This is a genomic window from Dokdonella sp., from assembly GCF_017744955.1.
Taxonomy (GTDB): domain Bacteria; phylum Pseudomonadota; class Gammaproteobacteria; order Xanthomonadales; family Rhodanobacteraceae; genus Dokdonella_A.
Window position 1 is genome coordinate 65,224 of record NZ_JAGIAG010000006.1, and the last position, 12,524, is coordinate 77,747.

The 12,524-nt window shown below is 68.6% G+C and carries 8 protein-coding genes and 1 tRNA gene; 3 read left to right on the forward strand and 6 right to left on the reverse strand.

Translation table 11 applies throughout. The annotated features are described in order from the left end of the window. Positions 1–43: 43 nt before the first annotated feature. Positions 44–2,275: a M14 family zinc carboxypeptidase gene (locus J7520_RS13595; RefSeq protein ID WP_291189171.1), complete on the forward strand. Its 2,232-nt coding sequence runs from the start codon at positions 44–46 to the stop codon at positions 2,273–2,275. Between the two features lie 98 nt (positions 2,276–2,373). On the opposite strand, the gene J7520_RS13600 is transcribed toward J7520_RS13595, so the two are convergent. The 3 genes from J7520_RS13600 to hisS all read right to left on the reverse strand — a co-directional run bounded on the left by J7520_RS13600 (position 2,374) and on the right by hisS (position 6,841). Further along, the gene (locus J7520_RS13600) at positions 2,374–3,438 is read right to left on the reverse strand and encodes a M50 family metallopeptidase (RefSeq protein WP_291189173.1); all 1,065 of its coding nucleotides are present in this window, start codon (positions 3,436–3,438) and stop codon (positions 2,374–2,376) included. A 48-nt stretch (positions 3,439–3,486) separates the two neighbouring features. After that, positions 3,487–5,379: an aromatic amino acid lyase gene (locus tag J7520_RS13605; RefSeq protein ID WP_291189175.1), complete on the reverse strand. Its 1,893-nt coding sequence runs from the start codon at positions 5,377–5,379 to the stop codon at positions 3,487–3,489. 73 nt (positions 5,380–5,452) lie between these two features. After that, on the reverse strand, positions 5,453–6,841 hold the full coding sequence (hisS, locus tag J7520_RS13610; protein WP_291189177.1) for a histidine--tRNA ligase: 1,389 nt from the start codon (positions 6,839–6,841) through the stop codon (positions 5,453–5,455). A 229-nt stretch (positions 6,842–7,070) separates the two neighbouring features. Here hisS and J7520_RS13615 point away from each other — a divergent pair. Both J7520_RS13615 and J7520_RS13620 read left to right on the forward strand, forming a co-directional pair. Continuing rightward, positions 7,071–7,147, forward strand: a tRNA-Pro gene (locus tag J7520_RS13615). 138 nt (positions 7,148–7,285) lie between these two features. Then, on the forward strand, positions 7,286–8,242 hold the full coding sequence (locus J7520_RS13620; protein WP_291189179.1) for a zinc metalloprotease: 957 nt from the start codon (positions 7,286–7,288) through the stop codon (positions 8,240–8,242). 39 nt (positions 8,243–8,281) lie between these two features. On the opposite strand, the gene J7520_RS13625 is transcribed toward J7520_RS13620, so the two are convergent. The 3 genes from J7520_RS13625 to J7520_RS13635 all read right to left on the reverse strand — a co-directional run bounded on the left by J7520_RS13625 (position 8,282) and on the right by J7520_RS13635 (position 12,469). Then, the gene (locus J7520_RS13625) at positions 8,282–8,800 is read right to left on the reverse strand and encodes a DUF1249 domain-containing protein (protein WP_291189181.1); all 519 of its coding nucleotides are present in this window, start codon (positions 8,798–8,800) and stop codon (positions 8,282–8,284) included. A 154-nt stretch (positions 8,801–8,954) separates the two neighbouring features. Beyond that, a complete protein-coding gene (locus tag J7520_RS13630) occupies positions 8,955–9,770 on the reverse strand; it encodes a pyruvate, water dikinase regulatory protein (protein WP_291189182.1) in 816 nt (271 codons plus the stop codon). 98 nt (positions 9,771–9,868) lie between these two features. Further along, positions 9,869–12,469: a hypothetical protein gene (locus tag J7520_RS13635; protein ID WP_291189184.1), complete on the reverse strand. Its 2,601-nt coding sequence runs from the start codon at positions 12,467–12,469 to the stop codon at positions 9,869–9,871. Positions 12,470–12,524: the final 55 nt, after the last annotated feature.

The window sequence follows — 12,524 nt, forward strand, 5'->3', positions numbered from 1 at the left end:
CCGCCGCTAGTATCCGCCGGTCCCTGCGTACCGGAAGCCCGCCATGCGCCCGTCCCTGCTGGTCCTCGGCCTCGCCGCCTGCTGCCTGAACTCGGCTCGGGCCGAGGAATGGGTGGTCGAGGCGCACTACCGCGACGCCACCGCCCTCGCCCGCGCCGCGGCGCGTTTCCAGCACGTGATCGTCGATCCGCAGCGCCAGGTGCTGCGCGTCGACACCGACGAGGCCGGCATCCGCGCGCTCGAAGACGCAGGCCTGGTCGTCAGCATCGACGCCGGCGACACCGCGCGGCTGCGCGGCTTCTACCAGAAGATGCGCGAGGCGATCGAATCGCGCGCGCCGCAGTTCACCGAAGGCGGTTATCCGAGCATTCCGGGCTACGCCTGCTACCGCACCGTCGAAGGCACCTACCAGACGATGGACGACCTGGCGACCGCGCAGCCCGGCCTCGCCGAGGTGCAGCAGATCGGCCCGACCTGGCAGAAGACGCAGAATCCCGCGCAGGGCTACGAGATGCGCGCGCTGCGCGTGACCAATCTCGCCACCGCGAGCGCCGATCCGAACCGTCCGAAGATGGTCGTGTTCGGCTCGATCCACGCGCGCGAGTACACGCCGGCGGAACTGCTGACACGCATGGCCGAATGGCTGGTCAACGGCTACGGCACCGATCCGCAGGCGACCTGGCTGGTCGACCACGTCGATTTCCGCTTCGTGCTGCAAGCCAATCCGGATGGGCGCAAGAAGGCCGAGACCGGCCTGTGGTGGCGCAAGAACACCGATACGGTCAACGGCAGTTGCAGTTTCGATTCGGAAAGCTCCGGCATCGACCTGAACCGCAACTTCCCGTTCCACTGGCACACCACCGGCGAGCAGGGCTCCAGCAGCGACAAGTGCGACGAGACCTATCGCGGGCCGACCGCCGCGTCCGAGCCGGAAACGCAGAACCTGGTCGCCTACGTCGCCGGCGCGCCCGGCACGGGCGGCGTCTACAGCGGCGGTGCGCTGCCGGATCGCCGCGCGGACGACGTCGACGTGGCGGCGCCGGACGACTACGCCGGACTGTTCTTCGACATCCACAGCTATTCGCAGCTCGTGCTGTGGTCGTGGGGCGACACCGACACGCTGGCACCGAACGATACGGCGCTGCGCTCGCTCGGACGCCGCCTGGCCTGGTTCAACAACTACACGCCGCAGGCCGCCGTCGAGCTGTATCCGACCGACGGCGCCACCGACGACACGTTCTACGGCCTGCTCGGCACGCCGTCCTACACGATCGAGCTCGGCACCTCGTTCTTCGAGTCGTGCAATTCATTCACCAACACGACCTATCCGAAGAATCTCGCCGCGCTGAAGTACGCGGCACGTACGACGCACGCGCCGTACCGGCTGCCGGCCGGACCCGACGTCTACGGTCTCGCCGTCTCGGCGCCCGCACAAGGCGCCGGCGGCCTCTACGTCACGCTGAGCGCGACCGTCGACGACCTGCGCTACAACCAGTCCAACGGTCAGCAGACCACCTATGCGATCCAGGCGGCGAACGCCTATCTCGACACGCTGCCGTGGGAACCGGGTGCGGTGGCGATTCCTCTCGCCGCCACCGACGGCGCGTTCAACGGCAAGACCGAGGCCGTGCGTGGCGACATCGGCCTGAGCGGACTCGCGCCGGGACGACACGTCCTCTACGTCCAGGGCGTCAACACGCTCGGCGGCGGCAACGGCACACCGGGAACGCCGGACGCGGTGTTCGTCGACGTGCCGGAACCGACCGGTGACGTCACCGCCACGCCGATGACGGTCGGCGATGGCGTGATCGCACCATCGACGCCGCAGACGGTGCCGTCGGACACCTCGCTGACCTTCACCCTGACGCCGGCCCCCGGCCATCACGTGGAGACGGTGGAAGGCTGCCCCGGCACGTTCACCACGCCGAACTACGTCACCGCGCCGCTGCAGGCCGATTGCACGCTCACCGCGACCTTCGAGCCCGACCCGCACACGATCGGCGGCACCGTGACCGGCCTCGACGGAGACGGCCTCGCGCTGCGCTTGAACGGCGGCACGGAGCTGGCGATCCATCCGCCGGCGACGACGTTCGTGTTCCCGGAAGCGCTCCCCTACGGCGCCACCTACGCGGTGACGATCGCGGCGCAGCCCGCGGGCCAGACCTGCGCGATCAGTGGCGGCGACGGCAGCGTGAGCGGCGACGTCGACGACGTCGTAGTGAGCTGCGCGGACGTGGTGTCGGATCGCATCTTCGACGACGGGTTCGATCCATAGGCGTCGACGAACCGGGACTGGAAGGACCGCTGCCACTCGGCCATTCCAGTCCATCGACCGTTTGCGGAATCAGACCGACGACGAATGTCCGACACCGGTCAAGGCGCGCGCAGCCAATCCAAAAGCGCGGGCTCGGAGCGTCGTGCGGCGGTATCCAGAACGCCCTCGAGATCGCGCTCGGCCCTGCCTATTTCCAGGCGACAGGTGGCTTGATCTTTTCTCGCCCTCGAACGGGCCGCCGAAAGGCGATGGCGAAGATAGGGCTGCGCGTATTTCAGCAGAGCCGGATCGATCACCGACGCAGCGACCTCACCCTGTACGGCCTGGCTGAATTCCTGTTCGATCTGGAAATACATCCACAATGAACGCATGGCCTGGTACGTCTCGGCATCCGCTTCGGCGAGCTCCTGCCGACAGCGACCGAGGATCGACGCGAAGGCTGGATCGTCACCGCATTCCTGCGCCGCTCGCAAAGCGACGTAACGTCCGAAGAACCGCAGACCGATGTCCGGATGAGCGTCGAACCAATCGAGCCGGTCCCGCGGAATTTCCGAGGCGAGTACGCCACGCAGCGAAAAATCCATCAGTTCGAGCACGCGGCGGGCGTCCTGTTCTTCCTCGCCATCGCGCCACCAGCTCCACAGCACCCATCCGTCGCTGGCGTGGACACGTCGAATGGGCATCAGATTGACGATCGCAACGGCCGCGTTGAGAACGCCGAAGCTGAAACATGAGGCAACGCCGAGCGTCCATGGCCGCCCCGATCCGGGCCATGCCACGGGCAAGAGCACTGCCGCGGCCAGCACGTTCGCCAGCGGACCGCCTGCCGCGTACACCAACATCTGGCGGCGCACCGAGCGGCGAAAATCCGGCACGGCGAACGCCATGCCGCTGGCCTCGCTGCGCCACCATCGCCAATGCAATCTCACGCCGAACCGGCGACGCTCGACGTGCAGGAAGCCGAAGCTCACGCCGAGGATTCGCGCGCCGATCGCCGCTGCCGCCGCCAGATGCCCCAGTTCATGGATGACCACCGTCGCGAACGACAGCGGAAAGAACCAGACCATGGCGGGAAGCTCAGTCGACGGCCGCGCAACCCCCGACAGCCCCACAACGGCGGCAACTACTCCGAGTGTTCCGATGATCCATTGCGCAATGCGCAAGTGCTCTCCCCATCGCCTGACGCCGACGCGATTCCGGCTCGCTCGACCTCAATCGACCAACGTTCCCGACGCGACCAACTCGCAGATCGCCCTCACGTCGCCGTCCATCGCCCGGTCGCGCGACATGAAGGCGATGCGCTCGCGGATCTTCGCCAGCGCCTGCGCGACCGCGTCGCCGGCGTGGAAGTCCTGCGCCTCGGCCAGCGCGGCGGTCAGCGCCTGCACTTCGCGTTCGAACTGCGCGCGCGACGGATGGTTCGCGTCGGGCGCGTTGGAGATCTTCGCCGCCAGCGCGCGCCAGTCGCCGCGCTGCGCCAGCTGACGTGCGGCGTTGAGCATGTCCTGGCGGTAGTCGAGCGCCTGCGCGGCCGTGTACAGCTCCATGGCGAGCACGTGGCCGAGATCCTCGGTCATCTCGAGCACGTGGCGCGCTTCGTTCGCGCCCATCGAGACGTGGTCCTCGGCGTTCGCGCTGGTCGGGATCGAATACACCGAGGCCGGATGCGCGCGCGTGGCGAGGTCGTTGACCAGAGCCGCCGCGGTGTACTGCACGATCATGAAACCGGAGTCGGTCGCGTCCTCGTTGCCGATCAGGAACGCCGGCAGGCCGTCGTTGGTGGCCGGGTCGACCAGCTTGTTCAGGCGTCGCTCGGAGATCGAGGCGAGCACCGGGATCGCCGCCTTGACGTAGCTCATCGCCAGCGCGAGCGGCATGCCGTGGAAGTGGCCGGCGGAGATGACCTGGTCCTCGATGACCTCGGCGTCGGCCGCGTTCGGGAAGATCAGCGGGTTGTCGGTGACCGCATTCAGCTCGATCTCGAGCACGCGCGCGGCTTGCGCGATCGCGTCGCGCACCGCGCCGTGCACCTGCGGCAAGCAGCGCAGGCAGTACGCGTCCTGCGGCTGGTGCTTCTTGCCGCCCTTGAACGGCAGGAAGCGCTGGTAGAACGCTTCGCGCCCGTGCCGCTGCGACACCGGCACCCAGTCCCAGGCGATGTCGAAATGCCGCTGCTGGTCCTGCGCGTCGCTCCACGCGTCGGCCAGCCAAGTCTTGAAGCGCGGCACCAGGTGATAGGCGATGTCGGTCAGGGTGGAGCCCTGCACCAGCGTGCGGATCTGTGCGGCGGTCTCGACCTGCCCCGGATGCGGACGCAGCGCGTGCACTTCGGGCTTGAACGCGCCGATGCGGCCGGCGAACGCGTCCAGCGTCATCGCCGCGGCGAGATCGGCCGTCGCGACCAGGGTTTCGAGGCGGTCGAGCGCGAGCACGCCGCAGGCGAGCATCTGCGCGGTGCCGTTGTTGAGCGCCAGGCCCTCCTTGAAGGAGAGCTTGATCGGCGCGAGCCCCGCGCGCTGCAGCGCCTGCGCACCGCTCACGCGCTCGCCGCGATGGAACGCCTCGCCGCCGCCGAGCAGCACGATCGCCAGATGCGACAGCGGCGCGAGATCGCCGCTGGCGCCGACCGAACCCTTCTGCGGGATCAGCGGGATCACGTCGCGGTTGAGCAGCTCGGTCAGTGCGCGCAGCGTCGACACACGAATGCCGGAATGCCCGCGCATCAGCGTGTTGATGCGGATCGCCAGCATCGCGCGCACGACGTCCGGCGCGAACGGTTCGCCGACGCAGACCGCGTGCGTGATGACCAGGTTGCGCTGCAACTCCTCCAGCAAGGTGCCTTCGTTCGACTGCGGATTGCCGCCCGGCAGTTCGTCGCGCGCGCGGTGCGCGCCGAGCAGCTTGTCCGCGTTGCTGCCGAAACCGGTGGTGACGCCGTAGATCGGCTCGCCGCCGCTGACCTTCCCGGCGAGGAATTCCGCGGCGCGCTGCACGTGCGCGAGCTGCGCTTCGTCGAGCACGACGGCGACGCCGCCGCGCGCGATCGCGACGAGCTGTTCGCGGGTCAGGCTGTTGCCGTCGAGGGTGATCGTGTGGTTCTGCATGGCGATTCGGTTCCGTTTCCCTTTGCTTCGAGCCGCCGCCCGCCCGTCGAAGCGCCGGGCGGCGCGGACGCGTTCATCCCCGCGGCATCGCCGCCGCCTGCGCGATCTCCACGCGCAGCGCATCGGCGAGTTCCGCGCGCGCGACCTCGAACTGCTCCTGCTTGCGCATGTCCTTCACCGTGACCACGCCCTTGGCGATTTCGTCAGTGCCGAGCACGAGCACGAAGCGGATGCCGGCGCGGTCGGCGTACTTGAACTGCTTGGCGAGCTTGCCGGACTCGACCACCGCTTCGGTGTTGATGCCGGCGCGGCGCAGCTCGGTGGCGAGCTCGAGGTAGCGCGGCAGGTCGTTCTCGTCCATCTGCGCGACCAGCGCCTGCACCGTACTGCGGCCGCCCTTGAGCAGGCCGGCTTCGCGCAGCTGCCAGTACAGGCGCGTCGCGCCGATCGAGATGCCGACGCCGGGCAGGCGCGACTTGGTGTAGTGGCTGGCGAGATTCTCGTAGCGGCCGCCGGAGCAGATCGAGCCGATCTGCGGATGATCGTTCAAGGTCGTCTCGTAGACGGTGCCGGTGTAGTAGTCCAGGCCGCGCGCGATCGACAGGTTCAACGCGTAGTGCGATTCGGGCACGCCGAAGGCCTTGATCAAGGTCAGCGTTTCCTTCAGCTCGGCCCTGCCCTGTTCCAGCGCCTCGCTGCCCGCGCCGAGCGAATCGAGCTTGTCCAGCGCCTCGGCCAGCGAAGTCGAGCGGAACGCGACGAAGTCGAGCAGGCGCGCGACGGCGTCGGCCGACAATGCGAATCCCTCGCCGGTCAGCGTGTCGCGCACGGCGTCGACGCCGCGCTTGTCGAGCTTGTCGACCTCGCGCAGCACCGCCGCCTGCCGCTCCGCGTCGGCCAGGCCCAGGCCTTCGAGCCAGCCGCGCATCAGCTTGCGGTTGTTGATCTGGATGGTGAACGGGCCGATGTCGAGCTCGCGGAACACGCTGTAGATGACCGCCGGCAGCTCGGCGTCGTAGCGCACCGACAGCGCGTCCTTGCCGATCACGTCGATGTCGCACTGGTAGAACTCGCGGAAGCGGCCGCGCTGCGCGCGCTCGCCGCGATAGACGCGCTGGATCTGGTAGCGGCGGAACGGGAACACCAGGTCGTGCTCGTGCTCGGCGACGTAGCGCGCCAGCGGCACGGTCAGGTCGAAGCGCAGCGCGAGTTCGGGCACCTCGCCGTCCTTGGCCGCCTGCAGGGCGCCGGTGGACTGCACGAAATAGACCTGGCGCTCGGTCTCGCCGCCTTCCTTGGTCAGGAGCACGCTGGAGAACTCCATCACCGGAGTCTCGATGGGCAGGAAGCCGTAACGTTCGAAGTTGCGCCGGATCGCGTCCAGCATCGCCTGGAACTCGACCTGGTCGAGCGGCAGCAGTTCGAGCACGCCGGGCATCGTGCGGGCGGGTGTGAAAGCCATGAGCGTCCTCGGAAGATCGCGCCGCGACGAGGGGCAAGACCGCAGCGAATGAGAGCCGCCTAGGGTAGCAGAAGGCCGCATCGCGCCGATCGCCGTCGCGTCCGCGGCGATCCTGCACGCGCGGCGCGGGAGCCAATCGGATGCGTTGCGGGAACGAGCTCGCGTCCGACGTATTGCACACACCGAATAGCGCCGTTAGAATTCGCGGCCCGCTACGGCGGGAACGAGTCGGGGTGTAGCTCAGCCTGGTAGAGCGCTACCTTCGGGAGGTAGAAGTCGCAAGTTCGAATCCTGTCACCCCGACCAACTTCTTCAAGCACTTAGGCCACCGCGACCCGGTGGCCTTCGTGTTTCTGGACGGCACCGCGAAGCGATTCGCGCGCGCGTGCGACGGGAACGACGCCTGCGCCGTCCTCGCTTCGCTTTCACCACCAGAGTCCGCTCGTGGCGCGCAACCACTCCTCCTCCGCCCGGGCGCTGCTCGTCGGCGCACTGGTCCTCGGCCAGTTCTGCCGCTCCGCGAGCGCATCCCCCGACGTTCTCCGTTCGGTCGACGATACCGGCTCTCCCGAATGGTTCGCTCCGGGACTGAGCGAGGCGCTGGAGCGTCGTGGCGCCTTGCCTTCGGGCGAGTCGGACCCCAATGCGCCTCTGGACGTCGACCTGGTCCTCCATTCGCTCAGCGGCCCCGCGCTCGAAGGCGACCTGCTGGAGCAGACCATCCAACGGCAGATGGAGGTGCTGAACGCGGCGTTCGGCATCGCCGGCATTCGCTTCCGTCTGGCGGAAGTGCGCAGATACCCGGACTCGGCGTACTTCGATGCGTGCTTTCCGACCACCGAGCAGGGCGTGCAGATGAAGACGGAGCTGGCCGTCGATCCCGCCCGCGTCGTCAACGTCTACGCGTGCCGGCTCTTGTTGCCGTACGTCGCCGGGTACGGCTCGCTGCCGAACGAATTTCCCGAGGACGACGCCCGCCACGGCGTCGTCCTCGACTACGGCGCGTTCCCGGGCGGCGCTCCGCCGCTCGATCTCGGTCACACGCTGGTTCACGAGATGGGCCACTACTTCGGCCTGCTGCACACCTTCCAGGGCGGCTGCGACGGCGAGGGAGACTTCGTCGCGGACACGCCGGCCGAAGCGGAACCCGCCTACGGATGCCAGGTCGGACGCAACACCTGCCCGCAGGCAGGCGTCGATCCGGTGACCAACTTCATGGACTACAGCGACGACGCGTGCACGGATCATTTCACCGCGGGGCAACGCTCGCGGATGCGATCACTTCTCGCCGAACTCCGTCCGAGCCTCGGCCAGGTGCGCACGGACATGCGCCCGCCCGGGCACTCGACGCGCCCGCACGACGACCTGCGATCGAGATTGCCCCGCCGCCCCGCTCTCTGAGAGACGAATGCCGCGAACGGCCGCGCGCGAGAGCGCGGCCTACGCGCCGGATTCCCCTCGCACGACGGCGAGATCGAGCGTCACCGGCATGTCCGGCCCGGGCACGCGTTCGAGCGTACCGATCGAATGGCCCTGCTCGGCCAAGTATTCGAGCCAGCGATTGAGGAACGAACTCATGCGCACGCGCTGCTGGAACACGTCGCGCGCCGGCGCCAGCGGACCGATCGCGCGCACCAGGCGACGATCGGCGCGGCAGTCGAGCACCTCGGCCATGTGCGCGTCGTCATACATGCGCAGCTGCGCCGACGGCGCGGCTTCGCCGGTTTCGCTGTCGACGAAGTCATAGGTCAGGTGCAGGTCGAGCGTGTAGCGATGGCGCTCGAGCACGTCCAGGCGCAGATCGAGGCCGTCGTCGAGCGAGGAGCGGTAACGGCCGAGCGCGAGCGCCTGCGGCGCGAACAATCGCGCGAGCCGATGGTAGTTCTCGGCGTACAGGCCCATCAGCCACGAGAAGCGGCTCGGCAACAGCGAAGACGGACGATCGAGGACGGCGGACATGGCGGCGATCATAAGCAGGGCTCGGCGCAGCGAACAGACTTATGCGAACGCCGCGCGGCCGGGTAAAATGGGGTTCCTCGCGCGAGCTGCAAGCGCCCTCCGCGAGACCCGCGCCGTTTTCGCCCTTCCCGCCCTCTGCCGCTGCCGCCGGCGCTCAGAACATGTGCTTCTCGATGCCGAGCTGGGACAGGATCTTGCTCGCGATTTCCTCGATCGAGGTGTGCGTGGTGTTCTGCACCGGGATGTTCTCGCGCCGGAACAGCTTGTCGGCCAGGTCGAGTTCGCGCCGGCACTGTTCGACCTTGGCGTAGCGGGAACCGGGACGGCGCGCCTCGCGCACTTGCGCCAGGCGCTGCGCGTCGATCGACAAACCGTACAGTCGCGGGCGGTGCGGCAGCAGGCGCTTGGGAATCTCCAGCCGCTCGAGGTCTTCTTCGGTCAGCGGATAGTTCGCCGCCTTCACGCCGTAGTGCAGCGCCATGTACAGGCAGGTCGGCGTCTTGCCGACGCGTGACACGCCGACCAGGATCACGTCGGCGTCGGCGTAGTTCACGTCGATGCCATCGTCGTGCGTCAGCGCGTAGTTGGTCGCGTTGATGCGCGCCTCGTACTCGGTGAAGTCGGTCAGGCCGTGCGCCTTGCCGACGCGCGGCGAGCGCGGCATGCCGAGTTCGGTCTCCAGCGGCGCGACGAACGGCGCGAACACGTCGAGCATCAGCGCGCCGCTCTCGGAGACGACGTCGCTGAGGCGCTGGTCCATGATCGTGTTGACGACGATCGGCCGCGCGCCGGTCTGCGCGTAGGCGGTCTTGATGCGCACCGCCGCCGCACGCGCCTTTTCCTCGCTGTCGACGAACGGGATGCGGAAGGTCTCGAACTCGATCGCGTCGAACTGGGTCAGCACGCTGTGGCCGATCGTCTCGGCGGTGATGCCGGTACCGTCGGAAACGTAGAAGATCGTGCGGTGCATGGGCCCCTTCCGCGCAAAGGAACCCAGTCTAGCGCCATCGGGAGCACGCGGGGCGCGGGATCGCGGGGGGAGGACCGCGATCCCGCACTCCGCATGCGTCAACGCGCGGGCGTCAGCGTCAGGTCGTCGATCATAACGCGCGGTGCGCTCGGCTGGCCGTCGTAGGTCGCGTAGAACTTCAGCTGGTCGAACTCGACGCCGGAGATCGAGAGGGTCGCCGTCGTCACGTTGTCGCGGCCGCCGCCGTTGGCGATCGTGAGCTGGTCGCCGCCGACCAGCGCGCCGTTGCGGTAGGCGTCCAGGTGCAGCTCGATGCCGCCCCAGGGGCCGTTCTCGTAGAACGCGAGGTCGAAGCTGGCCGAGTCGGCCGGCTGCGCCAGATCCATCTTCACGCGCACCAGCGCGCCGATCGAGAAATTCTCGCCGCCGATGTAGGTGGTACCGAAGGTCAACGCGTTCGGCGCGCTGCCGAAATCCGGAAAGTCCGGATACAGAATCGCGGCATTCTCGACCACCAGTTCGTCGCCGACGTCGATCGGCTCGAACGTGCTGCCGTCGGGGAACACGCCGCCGATGCCGTTGACCTCGCCGTAGGTCACGCCGTTGTAGGTGTAGCTCTGGCCGAGGAAACCCTCGTCGAGATCGTCGTAGGTGCTGATGCTCTCGCTCGGCGCGGCGGCGTCGAAGCCGTCGGCGAAGATGCGGTCGGTCGGCTCGCCGTCGGCGGCCGTGCCGAACACGTGCATGCCGGTGCCGTAGGCGAACGCGAACAGGCGGCCGTCGTCGGTCGCGCGCAGGCGGCGCGGCTGGATGTACGCCATCGTGGTCGCCGCGCCGACCTGGATCGGCGACGCCGGCGTGCCGATGTCGAACTCGAGCAGGCCTTGCGCGTCGGCGAACCAGGCGCGGTCGCCGTGGATCGCGGCGGTCGGACGCGCGGTCCAGTAGTCGATCGTGTAGCCGCCGACGCGCACCGGCGCTTGCGGCTGGCTGAGGTCGAGCAGGTGCAGGCCGGTGCCGCAGGCGACCGCGGCCAATGTGCCGTCCGCGTTCAGGTCGATGTCGTACGCGCTCATGCCGAGCGTGTCGGTGCAGCCGTCGTTCCACAGCCCCACTTCCACCGGCGCGTCCGGATTGCTGACGTCGAACACGTGCACGCCGGACAGCTCGTCGGCCGCGTAGACGACGTGGCCGTGCACCTGCATGCGGTTGATGGTGGTGACGTTCAACGCGCCGCGCGCGACCGGATGGGCCGGATCGGACACGTCGACCACCTGCATCACGCCGCCGTTGGTCGAGGTGCCGAGGTAGACGAAGTCGCCGTTGGCGGCGACCGCCGAGGGGTAGAAATACTCCAGCTTGCCCAGTTCCACCGGCTGCGCCGGATTGCTCAGGTCGGCGATCACCAGGCCGTAGCCCCAGGCGGCCAGGTAGGCGCGATCGCCGTCGACCGCGAACTGCTCGATCGCGCGCTGGTTCAGCGCCTCGGGCAGGTCGGCATCGAAACGGGCGAGCGGTTCCAGCGTGCGGCGATCGGCGATGCCGAGGCCGTAGTTCTCCTGCAGGATCACCGCCTTGTCGCCGACGATCGCGACGTCGTTGGCGACCGCGCCGCCGAGCGGCGTGGCGGTGCCGACGGCGGCCGGATGCAGCGGATCGGTCACGTCGAGCTGCGTGAAGCGGTCGGTGCTGGTCAACAGCAGAGCGCCCTGCCCCAGCGCGGTCACCGAACTGGCGCCGAGCGTCGGCAAGGTCGAATGGCCGACCGTCACCGGCGCCAGCGGATCGGAGATGTCGTGGATGTCGATGCCGGCGAAGCCGAGGCTGTAGGCGTGGTCGCCGGCGACGAAGCCGTCCATCGCCGGCGGCGTGTCGATCGCGCCGAGCACGGTCGTCTGGCTCGGATCGGACACGTCGAACAGGCTCAGCTTGAGGCCGTAGGCCACCGACAGCGGCAACTGGATGCGGCTGCGGAACAGTTCCAGCGAATCGCCGCCGCCGCAGCCGGCGCTGGAGAACACCGGCGCGCCCGGGTCGGTCACGTCGAGGACGATGCAGGCGTGCAGCGGCTCGGCGGAATTGGTCGTGCCGCTGGCGAAGAGGCGGTCGCCGGCGACCGAGCTGCGCTCGTACGGCACCGGCGTGCGCAGCAGGCGCGTGAAGCTCGGGTGCAGCGGATCGGGGGCGAGGTCGCCGTAGTAGATGCCGTTCTCGTTGTCGAACAGGTACAGATAGCCGTTCGCCGCGGCCAGCGTCCACAGCGACTTGTAGCTCGGTTCGGCGTAGTCGCTGAACTGGTTCACCAGTTCGGGCCGCTGCGGGTTGCGCAGCGAATACACCGCGACACCGCCGCTGTCGTCGCCGGCCTGCCAGCTGGCGTAGAGGTAGTCGCCCCAGCGCGTCAGCCCGCGGATCGCGCCGTCGGTCGGCGTCTCGCCGGTCGCCGCCAGCCGGCGCGGCGCGGCCGGGTTGGAATAGTCCCAGGTGCTGACGATGCGCCCGCTCGGGATGTAGACCAGATCGCCGGCGACGACCGGGTCGAGCACGGCGCCGCCGGCGACCAGAGTCAGCGGCAGCGGATCGGAGCCGCGGGTCGCGGCGGGAACGGACGGCGCGACGGCCGCGACGGCGCTGGCGACGGCCAGCGCGAGCAGGTTGAGCGATTTCAAGGCGACGAATCCTCCAAGTGCGTACAGCATCGGCCTCGTCACGAGACCGACCCCGTCCGAACTCTGCCGCCAACCCGCCGCGAAT